Origin of the sequence: Streptomyces sp. NBC_00376, from assembly GCF_036077095.1 — a bacterium.
Lineage (GTDB): Bacteria > Actinomycetota > Actinomycetes > Streptomycetales > Streptomycetaceae > Streptomyces.
The window spans coordinates 6,649,396-6,673,408 of record NZ_CP107960.1; the positions used below are offsets into that span (position 1 = coordinate 6,649,396).

General features: G+C 72.0%; 21 protein-coding genes and 1 tRNA gene. 13 read left to right on the plus strand and 9 right to left on the minus strand.

Translation table 11 applies throughout. The annotated features are described in order from the left end of the window. Nucleotides 1-3 precede the first annotated feature (3 nt). The gene (locus OG842_RS30010; RefSeq protein ID WP_266736446.1) at nt 4-1,860 is read right to left on the minus strand and encodes an endonuclease/exonuclease/phosphatase family protein; all 1,857 of its coding nucleotides are present in this window, start codon (nt 1,858-1,860) and stop codon (nt 4-6) included. Nucleotides 1,861-2,147: 287 nt separating this feature from the next. Here OG842_RS30010 and OG842_RS30015 point away from each other — a divergent pair, with 287 nt between their 5' ends. The 5 genes from OG842_RS30015 (at nt 2,148) to OG842_RS30035 (ending at nt 7,723) form a co-directional block, all read left to right on the plus strand. Further along, nucleotides 2,148-3,611: a hypothetical protein gene (locus tag OG842_RS30015; RefSeq protein ID WP_266736444.1), complete on the plus strand. Its 1,464-nt coding sequence runs from the start codon at nt 2,148-2,150 to the stop codon at nt 3,609-3,611. 224 nt (nt 3,612-3,835) lie between these two features. Further along, nucleotides 3,836-5,308: an alkaline phosphatase PhoX gene (locus tag OG842_RS30020; protein ID WP_266736442.1), complete on the plus strand. Its 1,473-nt coding sequence runs from the start codon at nt 3,836-3,838 to the stop codon at nt 5,306-5,308. A gap of 99 nt (nt 5,309-5,407) precedes the next feature. Next, a tRNA-Ile gene (locus OG842_RS30025) sits at nt 5,408-5,477 on the plus strand. A gap of 356 nt (nt 5,478-5,833) precedes the next feature. Then, nucleotides 5,834-7,414 carry a TROVE domain-containing protein gene (locus OG842_RS30030; RefSeq protein ID WP_266736440.1) on the plus strand — a complete coding sequence of 527 codons (1,581 nt, stop codon included), beginning with the start codon at nt 5,834-5,836 and terminating at the stop codon, nt 7,412-7,414. Nucleotides 7,415-7,492: 78 nt separating this feature from the next. Beyond that, nucleotides 7,493-7,723 (plus strand): hypothetical protein, encoded by a 231-nt coding sequence (locus OG842_RS30035; protein ID WP_037711258.1) that lies wholly within the window; start codon nt 7,493-7,495, stop codon nt 7,721-7,723. A gap of 117 nt (nt 7,724-7,840) precedes the next feature. Here OG842_RS30035 and OG842_RS30040 read toward each other — a convergent pair whose 3' ends face one another. The 3 genes from OG842_RS30040 to OG842_RS30050 all read right to left on the minus strand — a co-directional run bounded on the left by OG842_RS30040 (nt 7,841) and on the right by OG842_RS30050 (nt 10,235). Beyond that, nucleotides 7,841-9,046: a TerD family protein gene (locus OG842_RS30040; protein ID WP_266736438.1), complete on the minus strand. Its 1,206-nt coding sequence runs from the start codon at nt 9,044-9,046 to the stop codon at nt 7,841-7,843. Between the two features lie 102 nt (nt 9,047-9,148). Beyond that, nucleotides 9,149-9,367 carry a hypothetical protein gene (locus OG842_RS30045; RefSeq protein ID WP_266736436.1) on the minus strand — a complete coding sequence of 73 codons (219 nt, stop codon included), beginning with the start codon at nt 9,365-9,367 and terminating at the stop codon, nt 9,149-9,151. A gap of 58 nt (nt 9,368-9,425) precedes the next feature. Further along, nucleotides 9,426-10,235, minus strand: coding sequence for an NAD-dependent epimerase/dehydratase family protein (locus tag OG842_RS30050; protein ID WP_266736435.1), 810 nt, complete (start codon nt 10,233-10,235; stop codon nt 9,426-9,428). 247 nt (nt 10,236-10,482) lie between these two features. Here OG842_RS30050 and OG842_RS30055 point away from each other — a divergent pair, with 247 nt between their 5' ends. Together OG842_RS30055 and OG842_RS30060 are read left to right on the plus strand one after the other, a co-directional pair. Further along, on the plus strand, nt 10,483-11,442 hold the full coding sequence (locus OG842_RS30055; protein ID WP_266736434.1) for a 5-dehydro-4-deoxyglucarate dehydratase: 960 nt from the start codon (nt 10,483-10,485) through the stop codon (nt 11,440-11,442). Next, nucleotides 11,439-12,617, plus strand: a complete 1,179-nt coding sequence (locus OG842_RS30060; RefSeq protein ID WP_266736433.1) for a hypothetical protein — start codon at nt 11,439-11,441, stop codon at nt 12,615-12,617. The genes OG842_RS30055 and OG842_RS30060 overlap by 4 nt, the downstream gene beginning before the upstream one ends. Here OG842_RS30060 and OG842_RS30065 read toward each other — a convergent pair. The 4 genes from OG842_RS30065 to OG842_RS30080 all read right to left on the minus strand — a co-directional run bounded on the left by OG842_RS30065 (nt 12,600) and on the right by OG842_RS30080 (nt 16,814). Beyond that, nucleotides 12,600-13,832: an MFS transporter gene (locus OG842_RS30065; protein WP_266737351.1), complete on the minus strand. Its 1,233-nt coding sequence runs from the start codon at nt 13,830-13,832 to the stop codon at nt 12,600-12,602. The two genes, OG842_RS30060 and OG842_RS30065, sit on opposite strands and share 18 nt — an antisense overlap. A 172-nt stretch (nt 13,833-14,004) precedes the next feature. After that, nucleotides 14,005-15,456, minus strand: coding sequence for a peptidoglycan D,D-transpeptidase FtsI family protein (locus OG842_RS30070; RefSeq protein ID WP_266736432.1), 1,452 nt, complete (start codon nt 15,454-15,456; stop codon nt 14,005-14,007). Between the two features lie 111 nt (nt 15,457-15,567). Beyond that, on the minus strand, nt 15,568-16,041 hold the full coding sequence (locus tag OG842_RS30075) for a GNAT family N-acetyltransferase (RefSeq protein WP_266736430.1): 474 nt from the start codon (nt 16,039-16,041) through the stop codon (nt 15,568-15,570). 2 nt (nt 16,042-16,043) lie between these two features. Beyond that, nucleotides 16,044-16,814, minus strand: coding sequence for an IclR family transcriptional regulator (locus OG842_RS30080; protein WP_266736428.1), 771 nt, complete (start codon nt 16,812-16,814; stop codon nt 16,044-16,046). A 208-nt stretch (nt 16,815-17,022) separates the two neighbouring features. On the opposite strand from OG842_RS30080, the gene OG842_RS30085 reads away from it, so the two are divergent. The 5 genes from OG842_RS30085 (at nt 17,023) to OG842_RS30105 (ending at nt 22,173) form a co-directional block, all read left to right on the plus strand. Continuing rightward, nucleotides 17,023-18,543: an aldehyde dehydrogenase (NADP(+)) gene (locus OG842_RS30085; protein WP_401876479.1), complete on the plus strand. Its 1,521-nt coding sequence runs from the start codon at nt 17,023-17,025 to the stop codon at nt 18,541-18,543. After that, nucleotides 18,540-19,151 (plus strand): DUF1349 domain-containing protein, encoded by a 612-nt coding sequence (locus OG842_RS30090; RefSeq protein ID WP_266736427.1) that lies wholly within the window; start codon nt 18,540-18,542, stop codon nt 19,149-19,151. The genes OG842_RS30085 and OG842_RS30090 overlap by 4 nt, the downstream gene beginning before the upstream one ends. After that, nucleotides 19,151-19,666 carry a hypothetical protein gene (locus tag OG842_RS30095; protein WP_266736426.1) on the plus strand — a complete coding sequence of 172 codons (516 nt, stop codon included), beginning with the start codon at nt 19,151-19,153 and terminating at the stop codon, nt 19,664-19,666. Before OG842_RS30090 ends, OG842_RS30095 begins: the two co-directional genes overlap by 1 nt. Nucleotides 19,667-20,297: 631 nt before the next feature. Continuing rightward, nucleotides 20,298-21,017, plus strand: a complete 720-nt coding sequence (locus OG842_RS30100) for a DsbA family oxidoreductase (protein ID WP_266736425.1) — start codon at nt 20,298-20,300, stop codon at nt 21,015-21,017. A gap of 94 nt (nt 21,018-21,111) precedes the next feature. Continuing rightward, the gene (locus OG842_RS30105; RefSeq protein ID WP_266736423.1) at nt 21,112-22,173 is read left to right on the plus strand and encodes an aminotransferase class V-fold PLP-dependent enzyme; all 1,062 of its coding nucleotides are present in this window, start codon (nt 21,112-21,114) and stop codon (nt 22,171-22,173) included. A gap of 16 nt (nt 22,174-22,189) precedes the next feature. Here OG842_RS30105 and OG842_RS30110 read toward each other — a convergent pair whose 3' ends face one another. Further along, nucleotides 22,190-22,729 (minus strand): MarR family winged helix-turn-helix transcriptional regulator, encoded by a 540-nt coding sequence (locus tag OG842_RS30110; RefSeq protein ID WP_266736421.1) that lies wholly within the window; start codon nt 22,727-22,729, stop codon nt 22,190-22,192. 148 nt (nt 22,730-22,877) lie between these two features. Between OG842_RS30110 and OG842_RS30115 the strand changes: the two genes are divergently transcribed. Further along, nucleotides 22,878-23,954, plus strand: coding sequence for an alkene reductase (locus OG842_RS30115; RefSeq protein ID WP_266736419.1), 1,077 nt, complete (start codon nt 22,878-22,880; stop codon nt 23,952-23,954). The last annotated feature ends 59 nt before the right edge of the window (nt 23,955-24,013 follow it).

Here is a 24,013-nt window from a genome sequence, read left to right on the forward strand (position 1 = left end):
CCGCTACGGGCGGAAGCGGAGCACCTGCGGGTCGTGGTCGCTGTTCTGATCGGCGAACTCGGCGTTGATGTGCACGCTGTCGTACTGGAAGTCGTCGATCGACGGGCTGGTCAGGATCTGGTCGAGAACCTGGCTGTTGCCCTGGTAGACGTAGCTGTAACGCTCCGAGCGCGGCAGGGACTTGATCGCCGGGTACAGCGCGCCCCCGGCGGTCAGTGCCTCGGCCGTGCCGGAGAACTCGAAGTCGTTGATGTCACCGACGACCAGGACGTCCGCGTTCTTCTGGACGCTCAGCAGCTTCTTGACGAAGGTGTTGACCACCGCGCCCTGCGCGTGCCGCTGGACCTCCGAGGAACGGGACGGCGGCTGGTGCTCCGAGAAGATGGACTCGTCGCCGCCCTTGGACGCGAAGTGGTTGGCGACGACGAAGACCGTACGGCCGCGGAAGCTGAACTCTCCGACGAGCGGCTTGCGGCTGTTCTCCCACGCCGGGTTTGCCGGGTCGATCCGGCCGGGGGAGAGCGTCAGGGCTGCGCGGCCCCGCTCCCGGGCGACATCGGTCGCCGTCGTCGCGTCGCCGCCGGCCCGGTCGGTGAACGAGACCCGCTCCGGGTTGAAGAGGAACACCTGACGGATGTTGCCGCCGGGCTCGCCGCCGTCCTTCTTGTCCTGCGGGTCGATGGAGCGCCAGTCGTACGCCGGACCGCCCGCCGCCACGATCGCGTCGGTGAACTTCTTCACCGTCGCGTCGGCGGCGACCGTGCCGTCGCTCTTCGCGCCGTTGTTGTCCTGGATCTCCTCCAGCGCCACGATGTCGGGCGAGGCGAGGTTGTCGACGACCGCGGCGGCGAGCGCGTCGAACTTCTCCTGCGGGTCGCCGGGGTCGAGGTTCTCGACGTTGTACGTCGCCACGGCCAGCTCGCCGCCGCGCTGCTTGCGGGTGGTCTCCCGGCGCAGGCCCTCGCCGGCGACGGTGCCCATGGTGCGGGCGGTCAGCGTGTAGCCGCCGTACTGGTTGAAGTCGAGCGGGCCCTCGGTCGTACCGGTCAGCACATCGCCCACGTCGGCCTTGGGGAAGGGCTGCTGGGCCAGCGGCACCAGCGACTGGATCTGGATCCGTCCGGTGTTCTGCGAGCCGTACGAGCCGTAGACCGTGCCGCCGCGGCGGGCGTCGTTCTCGCGCGGCTTCACCGTCACCCACAGCTCGGCGTGCGCGTCGGTGGCGCCGACCACCCGCGAGGTGCCGACGCTGATGTTCATGCCTTCGACCGACTCGTAGTAGTCGAGGGCGTAGCGGGACGGCCGCAGGGTCAGCGCGTTGATGGAGCCGCCGGCGGCGGGGTCGCCCTCAGAGGTGTACCGGGAGGGGACCGAGCGCTCCGAGACCCGCACCGGCGCGGGCAGGGCGTTGCCGGAGGACACCACGGTGACGGTGGGCTTGCTGATCTCGGTCAGCGACTGGTTGCCGGAGTCGAGGCCGCCCGGGACGTACTCGGTGACCGTGCCGGAGACGGTGACCGCGTCACCGACCGCGACGGTGGGCGCGGAGCCGGTGTAGACGAAGACGCCCTCGCTGGTGGCGGGGTCGGCGTCGGGGTTCGGGTCCTGGAACCAGAAGCCCTTCGTACCGTACGTCCGCACACCCGTGACGATGCCCGCCACGTCGGCGACCTGCTGGCCGACGAGCGGGGATATCCGGGTGGAGCCCTGGATGTCGTGGATCCGGACCTGGCCGTCCACGGGCAGTTCGGCGGTGGAGGCGGACGCGGAGGTGGTCGCGGCACCGGCGAGCAGACCGGCGGCGAGGGCGGCGGTGACTACGGCGGAGACAGCGGTGGTTCTGGACGATGCGGCAGGCATCACGGGCTCCGGGGGTATCGAGGGTCGGGACGGAGATCTACGCGCGTCAATCTCTTGTGTGCGCAAGGGGGTTGTCAAGGTCTGCCGGGTGTACTGCCGCTGTCCGTTGCATGAACCGGGCGGCATGGGGCGAAATGCGTCTACGCTTGGGCCGCCCGATCCGTACGTGCAGCATGCCCGGTCCGTACGTCCGGTACGCCCGGCCCGTATGTGCGGGCACCTGATCCGTACGTCCGGCACGTAGGTCCGGTCCGCCCGATCCGTACGTCCTCGAGGAGAACCACCTGATGTCCGCAGAGCGCCCCACCCTGCCGCCCGTACGGCTGCGCACCGAGGCCGAGCTGGCTCGGGACGCGCTTGCCGCGCCGCTGCTCGCCCGCGCCGTCCGGCTCGCCCGCTGGGCGGGCCCGGAGACCCGGGTCGGCGCCGGTGGCGAGCTCGTCGACGCCCAACTGCCCGCGGCGGCCGAGCACATCGGCCTGGCGGCCGACGAGGACGGGGCGGCGGAGGCGAGCGAGGCGTGGCGGCTCGCGGTCGACGCGGGGCTCGTCGACGTCGAGGACCCCGGCGAGGACGCCGGACCGGACGCGGAGGGGACCGCCACCGCCGGTGAGGCCCTGGCGCTGGTCACCGGTGGTTCACCGAAGGACGTCCTGTCGATCTGGCTCGACGGCCTGGATGCCGTCCACGCCGACGCCACCGCGCCCGTCTTCGACGACCTCGCCGATCTCGTCGGTGAGGACGGCTCGATCGACTTCGAATCCCTGGACTGGGACCCGGAGGTCGAGGCGGAGTTCCTCGACGGAGTCCTCGGAAATCTGTACCTGCTCACCGTCGGGGACGGCCACGGCGGCACGGACCCGGCCCCCGTGCCGCTGCCCGCCCTCGCCGCGTCGGTGATCGTCCCCGACGACATGGGCGAACCCACCGACGACATCCTTGAGCAGGTGTCCGAGGCGATGATGCGCCTGGACGACCAGTTCCGGGTCCTCGAACCCATCGGCATCGTCGAATACCGCCCGGTGGACGAGGCGTTGCTGGTCGAGGAGGGCGAGGACGCCGCCCCGCCGGCCGACGACGAGGACATCACCCGGTACGGAATGGTGAAGCTGACCCCCCTCGGCCTCTACGGCCTGCGGAGCCGGATGCTGGAGGCCGGCGTGGACGCCCCGGCGATCGGCGACTTCGCGGACAAGGGCGCCGACGCGCTGCTCGGCGGGGTCGCGTACTACCCCGAGGCGGCGGCCCGCAGCGAGGTCGAGCTGTGGCTCGCCCGACGCGGCGGTGCGGACGGCGCGGCGGCCGAACTCCTGGCGGCGTCCCGCGGCACGGACCAGCAGGCGCCGCTGCGCCGGCTGCACTGCCAGCAGGCCCTCGCCCTGGTCGGCGCGGAGGCGGAGCCCGCGGTGCGCGCGGTGCTGGACGACCCCGAGCTGGGCGGCCTCGCCCGGGTCTGGCTCGCGGAGCTGGGTGCCTCCGACGTTCCCGCACCGCCGGAACCGATGATCTTCTGGCTCGCCATCGACACGATCGCGGCCCAGCTGGAGGCCGACGGCGAGCTGGACGAGCTCCAGGGCCTGGTCGAGGGCCTGGCGGGCCAGCACAGCGGCTTCTTCGACGAGGCGTGGCGGGTGGTGCACCCGGCGACCGCCGATGTCCTCGAAGCGATGGGACGGCTGCACAGCGACAAGAAGAAGGCCAAGGAGGCCCGCAAGGCGGCGTTCAAGGCCCGGTCGCGCAAGGGGGCCTGACCTCCGCTCGGGTACGGCACGGGGCGGGGGCTCGGCCCCGGCCGGGTACGGCACGGGCGACGCGAGCGGCCCGGTCCGGGGTGGACGGCGACTTCGGGACATCGCTTCAGGCCAACTGCACAGGAAGGATGCCCCTCGGCGTCGCCCGCAGTTCAACTGGCGTTGGCACAAGGGCGCGACTGTGGGCGCGCCAACAACCCGCCCAGTTGCCCCAGGAGTACGTGATGCCCATCACGCGCAGGGAATTCACCAAGCAGTCCGCCCTCACCGGTGCAGGCGTCGCGCTGACCGGTACCGTCGCTGCACTGGCCACCGCGCCGGGCGCCCTCGCCGCCGGGGACCCGAAGCACGGGCACGGCCACGACGGCCACGGTCACGACCACGGCCATGGCCACGACCGCGAGCCCGGCTACGGGCCGCTGGTCGCCGACCCCGAGGGCATACTCGCGCTCCCCGCCGGCTTCTCGTACCAGGTCATCACCCACTGCGGGGTCACCAAGCTGGAGAGCGGCGAGTTCACCCCCTCCAACCACGACGGCACGGCCACCTTCGAGGGCCCGCGCGGTGTCACCCTGCTCGTCAACAACCACGAGCTCAGCGGTACCCGGGCCGGCTGGGAGCACCCGGTGCCGCTCACCGAGGGCCTCGTCTACGACCCGGTCGCGGCCGGCGGCTGCACCGTCGTGGAGACCCGCCGCGACGGCCGTACCGCCGAGTGGGTCGGCATCGCCGGCACCTCCACCAACTGCGCCGGTGGCGCCACCCCGTGGGGCACCTGGCTCACCTGCGAGGAGACCGAGGACAAGGCGGGCAAGAACGGCCTGCTCAAGGACCACGGCTACGTCTTCGAGGTCGACCCGTACGACCGGCGCGCCAACCGTGACCCGCACCCGATCAAGGCGTTCGGCCGGTACGCCCACGAGGCCGTCGTCATCGACCCCAAGCAGGGCCACGCCTACCTGACCGAGGACGCCTCCGGCCCCAACGGACTGCTCTACCGCTGGGTCCCGCCGCACGGCTTCCGGCACGGCCGCGGCAAGCTGCGCACGCTCGCCGACGACGCCGGTGTCCTCCAGGCCACCAAGTGCTTCGACAGCAACGGCAAGTTCGTCGACGACCTGTCCCGCGCCACGAAGATCGGCACGGTGTACGGCGTGGACTGGGTCGACGTACCCGACCGTGACGCCAAGTCCGTCTCGGTGCGCAAGCAGTTCGCCGACGGCGAGATCACCCGGGCCCGCAAGCTCGAAGGCATGTGGTGGGGCGACGGCGGCGCCTACATCGTCTCCTCGTTCGCCCGCTCCGAGAGCCCCGTCCAGCACGACGGCCAGGTCTGGTTCTACGACCCCAAGCGCCGCACCCTGACGCTGAAGGTGCTCCTCGGCGTGAACGCCGACCCGTCGAAGGACGGCGCGTTCGACGGCCCGGACAACATCACCGTCTCGCCTTACGGCGGACTGGTCATCGCCGAGGACGGCGAAGGCGTCCAGCACCTCTTCGGCGCGACCGAGAGCGGCCGCACCTACCCCATCGCGCGCAACGACCTGAACATCGGCAGCGAGGAGGAGCCGGAGTACAGCGAGTTCACCGGTGTCACGTTCTCGCCCGACGGCAGGACGCTGTACGCCAACATCCAGACGCCGGGCATCATGCTCGCCATCACCGGCCCGTGGAAGCGCCAGCCGAACCGCGGCTGACGGCCTGTCGCCGGATTACCGGCAACGGCGTCCTCTCAGGCCGGCGCGCGTAAATCCCTCGCGCGCCGGCCGGGCATCCCCCTAGAGTCCTGTCCGTGCCCAGGTGCGCAGGCAGGACCTACTTCCACTGATAATGGGGATGTCGCGGGTTCGAGTCCCGCCACCGGATTTCGGTCCGGTGTAGCTCAGTCGGCAGAGCACCTTCGTCGGTTCCGCCGACCTTGAACTCTGGGCACCACAACTTCATCAGCACGACTGCATGGCACCTCCCGGTGCGCAGGCTGCGGCTACTTCCTCTCACGAACCCGCCGCCGCCGACTCTGATCTCGGGAGGCACAGACGCCGGGGGGTGCCCGGTGCGCAGGCGACGGATACTTCCATTGAACTGACGGTTGCGGGTTCGAGTCCCGCCCGGCCACGGCCGGTAGCTCAATCGGGTAGAGCATCAGTAAGCCCGTCGCCGACTTCTGATCTCGGGCACCCTTTTCCGCTGTGCCCTCCCCCAATGAATTCGGGGGAATTCTGATGGCACGCTTCAACACCCGCACCGCCGGGCCCCGCGCCACCTCGCCCGTGCGGACGACCGGGCGCACCGCGCCGACCCATCAGGGCGGCCGGGGATATCTGCGCGACAACCGCTCCGAACTCTTCCTGCTCGCGGTCGCCAATTTCGTTTCGCAGCAGACCTTTTACGAGGACGGCGAGCAGCGCGACGAGCGCTTCGCCGAACTGGTGCGGGTGCTCGCCGTCGGTGATCCCGAGTGGACCGCCGGCCTGCTGCACTGGCTGCGCCGCGACGGCCGGATGCGTACCGCCTCGATCGTCGGCGCCGCCGAGTACGTGAAGGCGCGGCTGGACGCGGGCGCCGAGGACGGACCGGCCAACCGCCAGGTCGTCGACTCCGTCCTGCTGCGCGCCGACGAGCCCGGGGAACTCCTCGGGTACTGGACCTCCCGCTACGGCCGGGCCGTGCCCAAGCCGGTCAAGCGCGGCATCGCCGATGCCGTGCGCCGGCTCTACAACGGCAGGTCGCTGCTGAAGTACGACACCGCGTCCAAGGGCTACCGCTTCGGCGACATCCTGAACCTGGTGCACGCCTCGCCCGACCCGCAGAAGCCGTGGCAGGGCGAACTGTTCCGGTACGCCCTCGACCGCCGCCACCACCCCGAGGCGGCCGTGGTGCCGGTCTCGGACCGGGTTCTGAACGCCCACCGCGCGCTGATGGAGCTGCCCGTCGGGGAGCGGCGGGCCGTGGTCGAGAGCGTCGGCGGGGCGGACCGGCTGGCCGCCGCGGGCATGACCTGGGAGGCCTTGGCGGGCTGGCTCCAGGGGCCGATGGACGCCACCGCCTGGGAAGCGGTGATTCCGTCGATGGGCGCGATGGCCCTCATCCGCAATCTGCGCAACTTCGACGAGGCGGGCGTCTCGGACGAGGTCGCCGCGCAGGTGGCGGAGCGGATCTGCGACCCGGCCGCGGTCGCCGCGTCCCAGCAGTTCCCGTTCCGCTATCTCGCCGCCTACCAGCACGCGCCCTCGCTGCGCTGGGCCCACCCGCTGGAGCAGGCGCTCGGCCACTCGCTGGACAACGTGCCCGCCCTGCCGGGGCGGACGCTGGTCCTGGTCGACCGCTCGGGCTCGATGTGGTCGCCGCTCTCGGACCGCTCGCAGCTCAACCGGGCCGACGCGGCCGCGATCTTCGGCACGGCGCTGGCACTGCGGGCGGCCGATGCCGATCTGGTGCAGTTCGGCACGGACAGCGCACCGGTGACATATCGCCGGAGCGAGTCCGTGCTGAAGGTCCTGGAGCGCTTCGGCGACCTCGGCGGCACCAACACCGCGGCGGCGGTGCGCCGGCACTACCGGGGCCATGACCGGGTACTGATCGTCACCGACGAGCAGGCGTCGTTCTCGTACGCCGCGGACGCCACCGCGGCGGTGCCCGACACCGTGCCCGTCTACACCTGGAACCTGGCCGGCTACCGGGTCGGACACGCCCCCTCGGGCGACGGGATGCGCCACACCTTCGGGGGGCTTTCGGACGCCGCGTTCCGCATGGTGCCGCTGCTGGAAGCGGGCCGGGACGCGGACTGGCCCTGGATCCGCTGATCACGAATCCGGTATCAGTGGGGCCCCTGCGGTGAACGGGCATGGCGTCGGGCGTCCCCAGGGCGCATACTCAAGGTAATGAAACAGTCAGCCGGATCCCGGCGCCACCTGCCCTCCAGTCCCTTCAACCGCCCGGCCCAGGCGGCCCCACCGGTCGAATTGTTCGATGTGGGCGACAGGGTGTCGCACGATCAGTTCGGTCTCGGCCGCGTCCTCGCGGTCGAGGGCGACAACGACGCGGTACTCATCGACTTCTCGGGGCGGCAGGGGAGGATCCTGAGCCCGTACTCCAAGCTGACCAAGCTCTGAGAGAGGCGGCGAGCACGCGCGCGGCGCGTCCGTTTTTTCCCGTCACGCTCTCCGTATTCAGGGGCACCTGCACCCGACAGGTGCCCCTGAATCCGTTTCCGGAGCCCGCTGCCGCGCTTACAGCGCCTGGGCGGCGGGCTTCACCATGCCGCGGACGGTGCGCGACTTCACGAAGTCGCCCATCGCCGTCATCTCCCACTCGCCGGAGAACTGCTTGATCAGCTTGGCCATCATCACGCCGGTCTGCGGCTCGGCGCCGGTCAGGTCGAAGCGGACCAGCTCCTCGCCGGTGGCCGCGTCGACCAGTCGGCAGTAGGCCTTGGCGACCTCGGTGAACTTCTGGCCGGTGAACGAATTGACCGTGAAGACCAGACCGGTCGCCTCCGCCGGGATCCGGCCCAGGTCCACGACGATCACCTCGTCGTCACCCGCGCCCTCGCCCGTGAGGTTGTCGCCGGAGTGCTTGATCGCGCCGTTCAGGATGGAGAGCTTGCCGAAGTAGCAGCTGTCCAGGTGGTTCCGGTTGGGGCCGTAGGCGATCACGGAGGCGTCGAGGTCGATGTCCTTGCCCCGGAACGCGGGCTCCCAGCCCAGACCCATCTTGACCTGGGAGAGCAGCGGCCGGCCGCCCTTGACCAGGGAGACCGTCTGGTTCTTCTGGAGGCTGACCCGCCCCTTGTCGAGGTTGATCTTCCCGGTGGCGGGTGCGGGCGCCGGGGCGGGCGGGGCCGGCGGGGCCGAGGGGACCGGGGGCGCGACGATCCGGGGGTCGACCGGGGCGGCGGCGGGTGCCGGGGGCGCCACGGGCGCCGGGGTGGGCTCCTCCTCGACCGAGACGCCGAAGTCCGTGGCGATGCCGGCCAGCCCGTTCGCATAGCCCTGGCCGACCGCGCGGGCCTTCCAGGCGCCGTTGCGGAGATAGACCTCGATGACCACGAGCGCCGTCTCGGCGCCCAGCCGGGGCGGGGTGAACGTGGCGAGCGCGCTGCCGTCGTCGGCGTTGCGCACGGTCGCGGTGGGCTCGATGCCCTGGAAGGTCTGGCCCGCAGCGTCCGGGCTCGCTGTGACGACGATCTTCTCGATGCCGGGCGGGACCGCGGTGGTGTCCACCACGATCGCGTCCGGTGCGGTGCCGCCGCCGGAGCGGTAGGTCACACCGGGGCCGCTGGGCTGGTTGTAGAAGATGAAGTCGTCGTCGGAGCGCACCTTGCCGTCTGCGGTGAGCAGCAGGCCCGAAACGTCGAGCCGCACCGGTGCGGAGACGTCCACTGCCACGCGGGCGGCGGAGAGAGGGATGTTCGAGCCGGGGGTCATAGCGGTCATGCTCGGGGTAACGAACGACCTCGCTTTGCCGTTCCCTTACCTTCTGCCCTCGCCCTGCACCTTTTGTCTCTGCTGTGCCCGTCGGCTGCGTTCGCCGGTCCGTCAGCGGTTGCGGGCGTGGTTGCGGGCGGTGCGCTCGTTGCCGTGCTTGTACGCCCCCGTCCAGCGGGCCATCACCAGTTGCGCGTCCCCCGACTCCACCTCGGCCAGGAACTTCTCCGCCCTGCCGCCGCGCAGGGTGCCGGCGGGGCGGCCGTGGTGGGTGATGGTGACGCTCGCGTCGCCGTGCTGCTCGTACAGGAATCCGGAAGGTCTCGGCATGGCTCCGCATCCTGCCCGTCGTGCGGGCGCCGTGTCGCACGGTTTTCGTGGCCCCCTGTCAGCGCGGCCAGATGGGCGGGTTGGTGCAGAAGTGACCGCCGAGGTGGGCGTGGTCGGGGTTGTCCGGGTCCAGTTCGCCCTGCTCGGCGATGAGCCGGGCCGCGTACGGCTCGGAGTCGTCCTGCGGCTCGTACCCCAGTGCGCGGGCCGTCGTCAGGTCCCACCACAGCCGGGTGTTGTCGGACGAGCCGTGCACGACGGTGTGCCCCACGTCCTCGGCGGTGAGCGCGGCGTGGAAGAGCCGGGCGCCGTCCGCGGGGCTCATCCAGACCGAGAGCATCCGTACCGAGGTCGGCTCGGGGAAGCAGGAGCCGATGCGCACCGAGACGGTCTCCATTCCGTGCCGGTCCCAGTACAGCTGGGCGAGGTCCTCCCCGAACGACTTGGACAGTCCGTAGAAGGTGTCGGGGCGGCGCGGGGCGCCTACGGGGATCAGCGGGTGGCCGGGCAGCGGGCGCGGGGTGTAGCCGAGCACATGGTTGGAGGAGGCGAACACGATGCGCCGCACACTCTCCTCGCGGGCGGCCTCGTAGAGGTTGTACGTGCCCTCGATGTTCGCCCTGAGGATCTTGTCGAAGGAGGCCTCCAGGGAGATGCCCGCGAGATGGACGACCGCGTCGACGCCCCGCACGGCTTCGCGCAGCGCCTCCCGGTCGCCGAGGTCGGCGGCGATCGCGTCCGGCTCGCCCTCGACGGGGACGACGTCCAGGAGGCGGAGCCCGTAGCCGTACGCGGGCAGGAGTCCGCGCATCAGGGTGCCGAGGCCGCCGGCGGCGCCGGTGAGCAGGACGGTGCGGGGAGCGGGCATGCGCGGATCTCCTCCATGGACGGCATTCATATGCGTGGACTAGCTAAGAAGTCCTGGGGTGTGGAGTCAAGTGCGCGGGCGGGGTGCGGCGCCGTTCGTGCGGAGCTGCAGGCTCCGCCCTCCGGGGCGGCCACCAGGGGTGTTCCCCTCCTTGACCCGCGCAGGGCGGCTGCCTTAGCGTGTGAGCGTTCATGAATATGGACGCCGATCATAATTGTGCACGCCTGAACCAGCTCAGGGAGCGCCAGTGACCTCAGCCCCTCTTGCCGCCCGACTCGGCCGTGTCGCCGGGCCGCTCTTCTTCCCCGTCACCGCGTACGGACCGGACGGCGCCGTCGACCTCGATGCCTTCCGCGCGCATGTGCGCGCCGGAGTCGACGCCGGGGCGGCGGCGGTCTTCGCCTGCTGCGGCACCGGTGAGTTCCACGCGCTCACGCCCCAGGAGTTCCGCCGTGTCGTCGCCGCGGCCGTCGAGGAGACCGCCGGAGAGGTGCCCGTCGTCGCGGGGGCCGGGTACGGCACGGCGCTCGCGATCCAGTACGCGGAGCTCGCCGAGGAAGCGGGCGCGGACGGGCTCCTCGCCATGCCCCCGTACCTCGTCGTCGCCGACCAGGAGGGGCTGCTGGGCCACTACACCGCGCTCGCCGCGGCCACCTCGCTGGAGACGATCGTCTACCAGCGCGACAACGCCGTCTTCACCCCCGCCACCGTCGTCGCACTGGCCGCGACGCCCGGCATCATCGGCCTGAAGGACGGCTACGGCGACCTCGACCTGATGCAGCGCATCGTCAGCGCCGTGCGCACCGAACTGCCGGGCAGCGACTTCCTGTACTTCAACGGACTGCCCACCGCCGAACTCACCGGCCCGGCCTACCGGGGCATCGGCGTCGCCCTCTACTCCTCCGCCGTCTTCGCCTTCGCGCCCGACATCGCGCTGGCCTTCTACCGTGCGCTGGAGACCGGCGACGAAGAACTGACGGGAGCGCTCCTCGACCACTTCTACCGGCCGCTCGTCGAGCTGCGCGCCAAGGGCCGCGGCTACGCCGTCTCGCTCGTCAAGGCCGGGGTCCGGCTGGGCGGCCTGGACGTCGGCGAGGTCCGCACCCCGCTCACCGAGCCGCCCGCCGCCCACATCGAGGAGCTCGCCGCGATCATCGCGCGCGGCCGGGCCCTGCTGGAGAAGTACGGGCAGGAGCGGCGCGGGTGAAGACCTCGGCCTTCCTCTACCCCTGGGACGTGATCGGCGACCCGGACGCGGCCGCTCGCGTCGCGGACCTGGGGGTCCAACAGGTGACGCTCGCCGCCGCCTACCACTCCACCCGGGCGCTGACCCCGCGCCACCCCGGACACCGCATCGTCACCGCCGAGCACGCCGCGGTGCTCTACCCGCCGGACGCCACCCGGTGGGCGGGGCGCCCGCTCCGCCCCTACGAACAGTCCTGGGTGGCCTCGGACGATCCGTTCGCCGAGGCCGCCGAGGCCCTCGCCGCCGCCGGTCTGGAGGTCCACACCTGGGTGGTCCTGGCGCACAACTCCCGGCTGGGCGCCGAACATCCGGACACCTGTGTGGTCAACGCGTACGGCGACCGCTACCCCTGGGCGCCGTGCATCGCCGGGGCCGGGGTCCGCGAGTACCTGACCGCCCTGGCGGCGGACGCCGCGGTGCGCGGCGGTGCGCGCGGCACCGAGCTGGAGTCCTGCGGCTGGTACGGCTTCGCGCACCTGCACGCCCACGACAAGATCGCGGGCGTCGGTCTCGGGGACGCGGCGCAGTATCTGATGTCGCTCTGCTTCTGCCCGGACTGCCGGACCGGCTACGCCGGACACGGCCTGGACCCCGACGCCCTGGCCGCGGCCGTACGCGGTGCGCTGGAACCGGCCTGGGCCGGTGCCGGCTCCCCGGAGACCGGGCGGGCGGGCATCGAGAAGCTCCTCGGCGCCGGCCTCGCCGACGCCACCCTCCGGTGGCGCGGCACGGTCGCCCGTACGCTCCAGGAATCGGCGGTCGCCGCCGTGCGGGCGGCGGCGGAGCCGGGGTTCCAGGTGCTGCTGCACGCCGACCCCGAGCCCCACCGCACCGGTGCGAACGTCGGTGTCGACCCGGAGCACATCCTCTCCGTGGCGGACGGTGTGGTGCTGCCCTGCACCGGCGGCGACGCGGCGCGCGAGGCCGTGCTCGGCCCGTTCGCCGGCCGTGACGGGGTGCTCGCGGCCAACTTCTCCGTGGTCACGGGGATGGGCGGCAGCCCCGCCACGCTGGAGCGGGACGCCGCGCACGCCGCGTCGCTCGGCGCCGGCCAGCTGCGGCTGTACCATGCGGGACTGGCCTCGGTCCCCGACCTCCGCGCCGTCGCCGGAGCGCTCTCACGCCTCGGCCGGTGAATGAGCCGGGCCGGTGGGGGAGTCCGTCAGCCTTCCCCGCCGGCCCTTCACCAGCAGGGCCGCGGTCGCCAGCGCCGCCGCGCCGACCAGCGGCAGCAGCACCCGGATGTCCACCAGCGCGATCAGACCCGCGCCGAGCGCCAGGGCCACCGCGTTCGGCACCATCAGCAGCGTGTTGGCCGTCGCGGCGGTGCGGCCCAGCACGGACGGCGGGGTCTCCCGCTGCACCGCCGTCATCGCGGCGATCAGCACACACGGCAGCCCGACCCCGACGGCCGCGCTCGCCGCCAGCGCCACCGCGTCGTACGGCAGCGCCCGCGCCCCCACGGCGACCGCGAACAGCGCGATCCCGGCCGCGGTGAACACCCGCTCCGGCAGCCGCCGAAGCAGCGGACCGGCCAGCAGTCCGACCGCGACGGACCCGGCGCCCTGCACCGCGTACAGCACTCCCGCGTACGTGGGGGAGTGCCCCAGGGAGTCGTCCACGACGGCGTAGAGCGCGGCCCCGTTGAGCCCCGCGCACAGCATCGTCACCGATCCCGCCAGCACCAGCGGCCGCAGCACCGGCGAACCCCACACCTGCCGTACGCCCGCGGTGAGTTCGGCCCGTCGGCCCGCCGGAGCGGCCTCGGCCCGCTCCGGGGGCGGCAGCAGCGCGCAGACCCCGGCCGCCAGCACGAACGACGCCGCGTCCAGCAACGCCACGGCCCCGCCCCCGAACCGCGCGTACAGCCCGGCACCCGCCAGCGGCGCCAGCAGCTTCATGCCCTCGCCCGCCATCATCCGCAGCCCGTTGAAATCACCCAGCAGCCGGGCGTCGACGGCCCCGGCGACCAGCGCCGACTCGGCCGCGTCCATCAGCACGAAACTCGCTCCGTACATGACGAGCACGGCGAACAGGAGCCAGACCCGGCCGGCCGAGTCCACCGCCGTCAACGAGGCGAGCAGCGCCGCCATGACGAGATTCGACCCGACGAGAAGCTTCTTCCCCGGGAGCCGGTCGGCGACCGTGCCGAGCGCCGGCCCGACCAGCACCGGCAGCCACATGGCGAACACGGCGAGCGCCGCCAGACTGTCCGACCCGGTCAGCGACTTGACCCAGACCCCGGCCGCGAGCCACATCGCGGAGGTCCCGAAACCCGAGACGACGACCGCCGCCAGGAACAGCCCCGCCGTGCGGTCCCGTAGCACCCGCACCGTCGCCGACCCCGTCACCGTACCCACCGCACCCTCCCGACCAGCGCCTTCGTCATGGGACAAGGCTGCTGACCGAGGGGGCCCGGCGGCATCGGGAGGATGTCCTATCGCGAGACCGGGCGGGGGATGCCTTCCCCGCCCGGCCTAGGGCAGATGCCGGACGGCCGGGCGGACGGCTCCCGCCCGTCCGTCAGCCCGCCAGCGCCGCCTTCATCATCTTCTGGGCGATCGGCGCCGCCAGGCCGTTGCCGCTGACCTCGGAGCGCGCCGCGCCCGAGTCCTCGACGACCACGGCGACCGCGACCTCCTTGCCGGTGGACGCGTCCTTCGCGTACGAGGTGAACCAGGCGTACGGGCTCTTGCTGTTGCCCACGCCGTTCTGCGCGGTGCCGGTCTTCCCGCCCACCTCGACCCCGGCGATCCGGGCGTTGGTGCCGGTGCCCTCCTCGACGACGGTCACCATGGCGCTGCGCAGCTGCTCGGCGGTGGACTCGGAGACGACCCGCTCGGTGTCCCCGTCCGCGAACTCCTGGAGCGGGTTGTCCTTGGAGTCGGTCACGGCGGACACCATGTGCGGAGCGGCGAGTTCGCCGCCGTTGGCGAGGGCGGCCGAGACCATGGCCATCTGCAACGGCGTCGCGGTGACCTCGAACTGACCGATGCCGGTGAGCGCCGTCTGCGGGCGGTCCATGCCGGTCGGGTAGACGCTTTTCGACGCCCGTACCGGCACATCGAGCTTGTCGGTGTTGAAGCCGAACTTCTCCGCCATCGCCCTGACCTTGTCCTGGCCGAGGTCGACGGCGGCCTTCGCGAAGACGTTGTTGCAGGAGTACTGGAGCGCGGTGCGCAATGTGGCGTTCTCGCAGGGCGCCGAGGGATTCTCGTTGCTCAGGACGGTGCTGGTGTCGGGCAGTGTGTACGGATTGGGGCTTTCGGTGCGCTCGTCGACCGAGCCGTACAGCCCGTCCTCCAGCGCCGCGGCCGCCACCACCAGCTTGAACGTCGAACCGGGCGCCAGCGGCTGCCGCAGCGCACGGTTGACCATCGGCTTGTCCTCGTCGTCGAGCAGCTTCTGCCAGGCCTCGCCGTCCGCCGTCCCGCTGATCGTCGACGGGTCGTACGAGGGGGTGGAGACCATGCCCAGGATGCGGCCGGTCTTCGGGTCGATCGCGACCGCCGCCCCCTTGTCGTCGCCGAGCGCCTCGTACGCGGCCTTCTGCACGTCCGGGTCGATCGTCGTCAGGACGTTGCCCGGCGCCGCCTGCTTGCGCGTCAACGCGTCCAGCGGGTTCTTCAGCCGGTCGTCGGTGCCGTCCAGCACATGGCTGTAGATCCCTTCGAGCTGCGTGGCGCCGTACGCCTGCGAGCTGTAGCCGGTGACGGCCGAGTAGAGCTCGCCCTGTGTGTAGGTGCGCTTGTACGCGAGGTCACTGCCCTCCGTCCTCTTCGATCCGGTGACCGGGTTCCCGGCCACGATGATGTCGCCGAGCGGCTGCGCGTACTGCGCGATGGTTTTCCGCCGGTTGTGGTCGTTTTCCGCGAGCGCCTTCGCCTGGTACGCCTGCACCCAGGTCGCCCGCCCCATCAGGGCGAGAACCAGCAGCAGGCAGAAGACCGAGGTTCGCCTGATTGTTCTGTTCATCCCGCCCGGACGACGAGCGGGGCGCCGCGCACCGTTCCCGAATGCGCCGATTCTCACCGGTTTCTCATACCCGACCGGCGTGCCCCGGTACGGCGGCGGACCGCCGTCCGGTCATCCGGGCAGGGTGAACAGCAGCTCGTCGGTCTCCTCGCCGCGGGCGTGGGCGTACCCGTTGTCCGTGCCGGTGACGGTGAACCCGCACTTCTCCAGCACCCGGCGCGAACCGTTGTTGTCGGCCGCCGCCCGTGCGTGCAGCGGGCGTTCGGGCACGACGTCGAGCAGCGCCGACAGCGCGGCGGTGGCCACCCCGCGGCCCCACAGCGCCCGGTCGATCCAGTAGGTGACCTGGCGGTCGCCCGGGGGTCCGTACACCCCGGCGTTGCCGATCGCCGTCCCGTCCGCGACCACCGTGCGCATCACGATGGAGCCGTCGGCCAGGATGCGCTGCCAGTGGGCGTCGAAGGCATGCCGGTCGGTGGGGTCCTCGCTGGTGAAGGCGGCCGTCCTGACCGATTCCGGGTCGGACATGAACGCGAAGAACAGGGGCAGGTCATCCGCCCGGACCTCGCGAAGGGTGATGCGCACGGTCAGAGCCTCCGGGTGGCGAGCGTGAGGCGGTCCCGGGCGTCGAACAGCGCGTCCTTCACCATCTGCTCGTGCGCGGGCGTGAGCCGGGCGACCGGCACCGAGCAGCTGATGGCGTCGCGGGCGGGGGTGCGGTACGGAACGGCGACGCCGAAGCAGCGCAGTCCGAGGGTGTTCTCCTCGCGGTCCACCGCGTAGCCCTGTTCGCGTACGGTGTGCAGCTCCTCGATGAGCTTCTCGCGGTCGGTGATGGTGTGCTCGGTCAGCGCGGGCAGCGTCTCGGGGAGCAGCTTGCGGACCTGCTCGTCGCTGTGGGTGGCCAGCAGTGCCTTGCCGAGCGAGGTGGAGTGGGCGGGCAGCCGGCGGCCGACGCGGGTGAAGGGGCGCAGATAGTGCTGGGACTGCCGGGTGGCGAGGTACACCACGTTCGTCCCGTCGAGCCGGGCCAGGTGGATGGTCTCCGTGGTGTCGTCGGAGAGCCGGTCCAGGGTGGGCCGGGCGGCCGCGACGACCTCGTCGCCGTCGATGTACGAGGTGCCCACCAGCAGGGCCCGTACGCCGATCCCGTACCGCGTGCCCGTCGCGTCGGTCTCCACCCAGCCCAGCTCCACCAGCGTGCGCAGCAGCATGTACAGGCTGGACTTGGGATAGCCGACGGCCTCCTGCACCGCGGCGAGCGAATGCATGCCGGGCCGCCCCGCGAAGTATTCGAGCAGCTCCACCGTCCGTACGGCGGACTTGACCTGTGCCCCACCAGATTCGGCAACCGACATCGCCCTACGCCCCTTCCAGCCCACTTGCGAAACCCTGAGACTTCGTGCACCCGACGACTGCTTGAACCGGACGACTTCCGGAGCCCGGTGGCTCCTTGCCAACATCGAACGCCCGGAAATAGAGTCGCTGCATATTCACGATCAGGAACTCTGTTCAGAATACCGAACAACTTCTGGCATGTGCGGCAGTGGAGCGGAAGGAATCACGGTGGCAGCAGCACCAGTCTGGAGCGTCGACCCCCGCACCGGGAACCCGCGCGAGCAGGTTGCGGTGGAGGCTACAGCGGAGGAGGTCGACCGTGCGGTCCGGGCCGCCCACGCGGTACGTGAATCGCTCGCCGACCGCACCGTGCGCGCCGCCTTCCTGCGCATCGCGGCCGATCTGCTCACCGAGGCCGGGGAGCACGTCATCGAGGCGGCCGACGCCGAGACCGCGCTGGGGCCGGCCCGGCTGACCGGCGAACTCGCCCGCACCGCCGCCCAGTTGCGGGCCTTCGCGGAGGTCGTCGACGAGGGGGCCTTCCTCGACATCCACATCGACCACGCGGACGCCGACCGGACCCCGCCCTGGCCCGACCTGCGCCGCTACAAGATCCCGCTCGGCGTCGTCGCCGTCTACGCGGCCAGCAACTTCCCGCTCGCCTTCTCCGTCCCCGGCGGTGACACCGCGAGCGCGCTGGCGGCCGGCTGCCCCGTCGTCGTCAAGGCACACCCCGACCACCCCGCCACCTCCGAACTGTGCGCCTCCGTACTGCGCAGGGCGGCGGCCAAGGCCGGCCTGCCCGAGGACGTGCTGACCCTGGTGCACGGCTTCGACGCCGGCGTCGAGCTGATCGGGCACCCGCTGGTCTCCGCCGCCGGATTCACCGGTTCGGTACGCGGCGGCCGCGCCCTGTTCGACGCCGCGGCGGCCCGCCCCCGCCCCATCCCCTTCCACGGCGAGCTGGGCTCCCTCAACCCCGTCGTCGTCACCGGGGCGGCCGCCGCCGAGCGCCCCGAGGAGATCGGCGCCGGGCTCGGGGCCTCGATGACCATGGGGGCGGGCCAGTTCTGCACCAAGCCGGGCTTCGTCCTGGCCCCGGCCGGCGAGGCGGGCGACCGGCTGCTGGAGTCCCTGACCGCCGCGGTCAGCGACACCGAGGCCGCGGTCCTGCTCGACCACCGGATGCGCGACGCCTTCCTCGCGGGCGTACGGAAGCGGGCCGGACTCCCCGGCGTCCAGGCCCCGGTCACCCCCGGCGCGGGCGGCGACCACACCGTCTCGGCCGGCTTCCTCACCGTACCGGCGCACCTCCTCGCCGCCGAGGGCCCGCACGACGAACTCCTGGAGGAGTGCTTCGGCCCCGTCACCGTCGTCGCCCGCTACACCTCCCACGACGAGATCACCGCCGTGCTCTCCCGGCTCCCCGGCAACCTCACCGCCACCCTCCAGACTGCCGCGGACGGCGTCGACGCCGAGGCCCCCGCACTCCTCGCGGCCCTCACCCCGCTGGCCGGCCGGGTCCTCGTCAACGGCTGGCCGACCGGCGTCGCCGTCGCCCCCGCCCAGCACCACGGTGGCCCCTACCCGTCCTCCACCTCCACCTCCACCTCGGTCGGCGCCACCGCGATCGAACGCTGGCTGCGCCCGGTCACCTACCAGACCACCCCCGAGGCGCTGCTCCCGCCGGAGCTCCGCGAGGACAACCCCCAGGGCCTTCCCCGCCGAGTGGACGGACGCCGCGCATGACCCCGCACCTCCCCGAACTCCCCTTCGGGCTCGACGAGTTCGGCCCCAGCGGCGACTGGACGTACGAGAACGGCACTCTCACCGGCCGCGCCGGCGCCCGCCAGGACCGCTTCGTACCGCCGGGCGGCGAGGCCCTGGACTCCGCGAGCGACGCCCCCCGCCTCCTCGGCCCCGCGCCCAGGGGCGACTTCCAGCTGATCGCCCGGGTGCGGGTCGGCTTCGCGGCCGCCTTCGACGCCGGGGTGCTCTACCTCCACGTCGGGGAACGGGAGTGGGCCAAGATCTGCCTGGAACTCTCCCCGGACCGCCCCACCGTCTGCACGGTCGTCACCCGTGGCCACTCCGACGACGTCAACTCCTTCACCGTGGACGGCGGCAGCTGCTGGCTGCGCCTGAGCCGCACGGGCAACGCGTTCGCCTTCCATGCCTCCACCGACGGCGAGAAGTGGACCTTCGTCCGCGTCTTCGCCCTCGGCGAGCCGGAGCGCGCGGCCGACGCCTCGGTCGGCTTCCTGGTCCAGTCGCCGACGGGCGAGGGCTGCGAGGCGTCCTTCGACCGGATCGCGTTCCGCACGACGGGTCCGGACGACCTGCGCGACGGAAGCTGATGACCGTCCGGACGGGGGAGACCTTCAAGGCCGGCCGCGCGGTGTCCGACATCGAGGCGCTGCTCGCCGGGCCCGTACCCGCCACGGGCCCGACGGTCGGCGAGGGGGAGCCGGACACCGGGGAGTGGTCCGCGACCGCCGGCGAGGGCTTCCGGATCGTGCCGCTCTGGGAGAGCGGTGACCTCGTGGGTGTGTACGAACGCGAGTGGGAGGAGGCCGAGGAGGCCGCAACAGGTCATCTCGCCGATCTCGTGGACGAGTTGGACCGCCGGTGGGGCGCGCACCGTGCGGTGGGCATGCGGGTGCCGATCTTCCGCGACCTCGCGGGTGAGCCCCTGCCGCCGCTGTACCGGGCCCTGTGCGACGCGGACTGTCTCGGGGATCTGCGGGTGTGGGGGCCGGTGAACGGCCGGTGGGTCGCGGTCTCCCTCAACCAGTGCGACGGCGACGCGCCGATGATCCTGGTCGCCGTGGTCGCCGACCGGCCGATCGTCGAGCTCGACGACGGGGAGTGACAACGGGGAGAGCCGCAGGCCGGGCGGCCGACACGCAGCCGTGTCGGCCGCCGCTGCTCAACGGGCCGGCCAGGTCGAGCCGGGGTGCCCTTCGGCCCCACGGCCCATCCGGAACGATCCGACTCCACATCCCCTGCGCCATGGGCAGCGGGTACCCGGCTCACAAGGGATCAGTTGCCGCCTCCGCCGCCATCGCTGTTGTTCTTCCGGCCGCCCACCACTGCGGAGATGATCCATGCCGCCAGCGCGACGAGAAAGAACACGACAATGATTGTCGGGAGTGCTGAACCCACAGCTCGGTCCCCCTATGGGATTTGTGACCGTTGCTGCCCGAAGTGTGCGATGGCTGACGCGAGTTGAAGGCATCGAGAGCTTCCTCGCGGCCTCCACGCGGGCAGGGCCGACAGGTCCTTTTCAAGGCCGACCGGATCCTACGCGGCTGCGATGAGCCCCCACCAGTGGTGGCGCCACCACGCCTGGCGCGGCGAACGTGACGCTCGACTCGACGGGCCGTTGCGAGCCGGTGCCCCCGGCCGGGGAATGAGGAAGTCCGCTCGTGTGTTGTGGACGGGAGCGGAGGGTGGCTCCGCGCCCTGAGCGGTACGTACGAGGATACGGAGAGAAGAAGAGAATGCGCGTCGAGATCTGGAGCGACATAGCCTGCCCCTGGTGCTACATCGGGAAGGCCCGCTTCGAGAAGGGCCTGGCGGGGTTCGCCCACCGCGACCAGGTCGAGGTCGTGCACCGGTCCTTCGAGCTCGATCCCGGGCGCGCCAAGGGCGACACCGCGCAGGTCATCGACATGCTGGCGCAGAAGTACGGGCGCACCCGCGAAGAGGCTCAGGCCATGGAGGCGAACGTCGCGGCCAACGCGCGGGCCGAGGGGCTCGGCTACCTCACCGAGGGCCGTGACCACGGCAACACCTTCGACATCCACCGGCTGCTCCACCTGGCCAAGGCCCGCGGCCGCCAGGACGAGCTGCTGAACCTCGCCTACCGGGCGAACTTCGCCGAGAAGCGGTCCGTCTACGACGCCGGTGTACTGGTCGAGCTGGCCGTCGAGGCCGGGCTCGACGCCGACGAGGCGCGCGCCGTGCTCGCCGACCCGGAGGCGTACGCGGCCGAGGTGCGGGCCGATGAGCGGGAGGCGTCCGAGCTGGGCGCCAACGCGGTGCCGTTCTTCGTGCTCGACCGGCGCTACGGCATCTCCGGTGGCCAGCCCGCCGAGGTCTTCGCCCAGGCGCTGGAGCAGGCGTGGAAGGACCGCCCGCTCACCGCGATCGGCCAGGACGCCGCGGCGTGCGACGCGGACGGCGCCTGCGAGGTCCCGCAGGCCGGCGGCAACGCCTGAGCCCCGTCCCCGGCGGCACGCATGAGCATTGCTTGAGTGTTCCCCTCAACTCTTCGTGATTGACCAGGAGGTGAGGGGGCCGCAGGCTGGGCGCATGGAGACTACTTCGCTCAGCCGTGCGGTGAACGCAGAGTTCGCACCGAGGACGACCTACCTCAACACCTCCACCTGCGGGCTGCTGCCCCGGCGGACCGTGGCGGCGGTGCGGACGCTCGCCGAGGCGGTCGGCTCCGGCAGCCGGGCCGATTCCGGCGACTTCGAAGCGGTGGAAGCGGCCCGGTCCGGCTTCGCCCGGCTCTGCGGGGTCGACGCCGACCGGGTCGCCGTCGGCAGCTCGGTCTCCGTGCACGTCGGGCTGATCGCCGCCGCGCTGCCGCCGGGGGCCGAAGTCCTGGCGCCGGAGGGCGAGTTCAGCTCCGTCGTCAGCCCCTTCGCGGTCCGCGGCGACCTCAGGACGCGCTACGCCCCGCTGGACCGGCTGGCCGACGCGGTGGGGCCGGACACCGCGCTCGTCGCCCTCTCCTCCGTGCAGTCGTCCAACGGCCGGATCGCCGACCTGAAGGCGGTACGGGCGGCAGCCGGCGCCCATGGTGCCCGGACGCTGCTCGACGCCACCCAGTCGGCCGGCTGGCTGCCGCTGGACGCCGGGGAGTACGACTACACCGTCACCGGCGGCTTCAAGTTCCTGCTCTGCCCGCGCGGCGCGTCGTTCCTCACCGTCACCGAGGAGGCGCAGCGGACCCTGCCGCCGGTCTTCGCCGGCATGTACGCCGCCGAAGACCCCTGGAACAGCACGTACGGCCCGGTCGGACAGCTCTCCCGGACCGCGCGCCGCTACGACGAACCGCCCGCCTTCCTCTCGTACCACGGCGCCGAGCAGTCCCTCGCGCTGCTGAACGAGGTCGGTGTGGAAGCCGTCCACGCCCATGCCACCGGGCTCGCGGCCCGCATGCGGGCGGGGCTGGCCGGGCTGGGGCACGAGGCGGTGCCGGGGGAGTCGGCGATCGTGGCCGTGCCGGGCCTCGGCGCGCGGGAGCCGGAGCTCGCGCGGGCCGGAGTGGTGGTCTCGAACCGGGCGGGAAGCCTGCGTGCGGCCTTCCACCTGTACAACACGGAGGCCGATGTCGACCGGGCCCTGGACGTGCTCGCCGGCTGACGCCGCCCGCCGGGGATCAGCGGGGTCCGGGACAGCCCCCGGCCTCCCCGCACTCCCCGGCTTCCCCGGCCTCCCGGCAGAGGTTCGCCTCGACCTTGGCGAGCAGCCGGGTCAGCTCCTCTCGTTCGGCGGGTTCGAGACCGGCGAGGGTGCGGTCCTCCAGCTCCACCCAGGCCCGCTGGACGTCGGAGTGCAGCGCGCAGCTCTCGTCGGTGGCCTCGACCAGGACGGCCCGGCGGTCGTCCGGGTCGGGGCGGCGGCACACGTGCCCGCTCTGTTCGAGCCGCTGGAGCATCTTGGTGACGGTGGAGGGATCGAGGTCGACGGCCTTGATCAGCTCGGCCTGGCGCACCGCACCGGCGTCCCACAGGTACATCATCAGAAACTCCTGGCCCGGGTAGAGCCCGAGCCCCTTGAGCAGCCTGCCCGCGGCGGTCCGGTGCAGCCGCGCGACCCGGGAGAGGGCGTGGCTGACAGGTCCGCCGAGGGCCGCGCTCGGCGGGCCGGGACAGGCGGGGTCTGGGGGTCCGGCTGATCCGGCTGGTCCGGCCTTCATGGGAGCTCCTCGGTGGGACGCCCCGGCCCGGCTCCGATGCCGGGTTCCGGCGGCTTTCCGCACACTTTACATTGGTCGGCCAAGTAATGGGTTACAGTGGCACCCGCACAGATAGTTGGCCGACCACATAAATACCTCGGGAGCCCCGATGACCACCGCGTTCGACCCCATCGACCTGTCCGGCACCCGGCTCGCCAACCGCATCGCGATGGCTCCGATGACCCGCAGCCGGGCCGGTGAGGGCGGCACCGCCACGGATCTCGTCGCCCAGTACTACACCCAGCGCGCCTCGGCGGGCCTCATCATCACGGAGGGCGTCCAGCCGTCGGTGGTGGGCCAGGGCTACCCCTCCACCCCGGGACTGCACAGCGCGGAACAGGTCGCGTCCTGGCGCAAGGTCACCGACGCGGTGCACGCGGCGGGCGGCCGGATCTTCGCCCAGCTGATGCACGCGGGCCGGATCGGCCACCCGGACGTGCTGCCGGACGGGCTGACCCCGGTCAGCGCGTCAGCGGTCAGGCCCGTCGGCCAGCTCTTCACCGGCACGGGCATGAAGGACTTCACCACCCCGCGCGAACTGACCGGCGACGAGGTCCGCCAGACCATCGCCGACTTTGCGACGGCCGCCCGCAACGCGGTCGACGCCGGCTTCGACGGGGTCGAGCTGCACGGCGCCAACGGCTACCTCATCCACCAGTTCCTGGCCCCCAACACCAACCTGCGCGACGACGAGTGGGGCGGCTCGGAGGAGGCCCGCATCCGGTTCGCCGTCGAGGCGGTCAAGGCCGTCGCCGCCGAGATCGGCGCGGAGCGGACCGGACTGCGGATCTCGCCCAAGAACCCCTACAACGACATCGACGAGCCCGCGCCGGAAGCCCTCTACACCGCGCTGGTACGGGAGATCGAGCCGCTCGGCCTCGCCTATCTGCACGTCCTGGAGGCGGTGGAGATCCGCGAGCTGACCCTTGCGCTGCGCAAGCAGTTCTCCGGCACGTTCGTCCTCAACGCGCTGACGGACGGCCCGACCGGCCCGGACGACCACTCACTGGTCGACGACGGGGTCGCCGACCTCATCGCGTACGGCGCCCTGTTCATAGCCAACCCGGACCTGCCTGCCAGGCTGAAGGCCGGCGGCCCCTTCAACACCCCGGACCCGTCGACCTTCTTCGGCGGCGACGCGAAGGGCTACGTCGACTACCCGGCGCTGGACGAGGCCCAGGCCTAGGGTCTTTCGTTTGGATCAGGCCCCGCGAGCCCGGCGTGATCCGAGCGAGAGGCCCAAGT

Excerpts from the sequence above, each read along its gene's own strand:
- OG842_RS30010 (WP_266736446.1), bottom strand. The coding sequence starts at position 1,860 with ATGCCTGCCGCATCGTCCAGAACCACCGCTGTCTCCGCCGTAGTCACC.
- OG842_RS30015 (WP_266736444.1), top strand. The coding sequence starts at position 2,148 with ATGTCCGCAGAGCGCCCCACCCTGCCGCCCGTACGGCTGCGCACCGAG.
- OG842_RS30020 (WP_266736442.1), top strand. The coding sequence starts at position 3,836 with ATGCCCATCACGCGCAGGGAATTCACCAAGCAGTCCGCCCTCACCGGT.
- OG842_RS30030 (WP_266736440.1), top strand. The coding sequence starts at position 5,834 with ATGGCACGCTTCAACACCCGCACCGCCGGGCCCCGCGCCACCTCGCCC.
- OG842_RS30035 (WP_037711258.1), top strand. The coding sequence starts at position 7,493 with ATGAAACAGTCAGCCGGATCCCGGCGCCACCTGCCCTCCAGTCCCTTC.
- OG842_RS30040 (WP_266736438.1), bottom strand. The coding sequence starts at position 9,046 with ATGACCGCTATGACCCCCGGCTCGAACATCCCTCTCTCCGCCGCCCGC.
- OG842_RS30045 (WP_266736436.1), bottom strand. The coding sequence starts at position 9,367 with ATGCCGAGACCTTCCGGATTCCTGTACGAGCAGCACGGCGACGCGAGC.
- OG842_RS30050 (WP_266736435.1), bottom strand. The coding sequence starts at position 10,235 with ATGCCCGCTCCCCGCACCGTCCTGCTCACCGGCGCCGCCGGCGGCCTC.
- OG842_RS30070 (WP_266736432.1), bottom strand. The coding sequence starts at position 15,456 with ATGAACAGAACAATCAGGCGAACCTCGGTCTTCTGCCTGCTGCTGGTT.
- OG842_RS30080 (WP_266736428.1), bottom strand. The coding sequence starts at position 16,814 with ATGTCGGTTGCCGAATCTGGTGGGGCACAGGTCAAGTCCGCCGTACGG.
- OG842_RS30090 (WP_266736427.1), top strand. The coding sequence starts at position 18,540 with ATGACCCCGCACCTCCCCGAACTCCCCTTCGGGCTCGACGAGTTCGGC.
- OG842_RS30095 (WP_266736426.1), top strand. The coding sequence starts at position 19,151 with ATGACCGTCCGGACGGGGGAGACCTTCAAGGCCGGCCGCGCGGTGTCC.
- OG842_RS30100 (WP_266736425.1), top strand. The coding sequence starts at position 20,298 with ATGCGCGTCGAGATCTGGAGCGACATAGCCTGCCCCTGGTGCTACATC.
- OG842_RS30105 (WP_266736423.1), top strand. The coding sequence starts at position 21,112 with ATGGAGACTACTTCGCTCAGCCGTGCGGTGAACGCAGAGTTCGCACCG.
- OG842_RS30110 (WP_266736421.1), bottom strand. The coding sequence starts at position 22,729 with ATGAAGGCCGGACCAGCCGGATCAGCCGGACCCCCAGACCCCGCCTGT.
- OG842_RS30115 (WP_266736419.1), top strand. The coding sequence starts at position 22,878 with ATGACCACCGCGTTCGACCCCATCGACCTGTCCGGCACCCGGCTCGCC.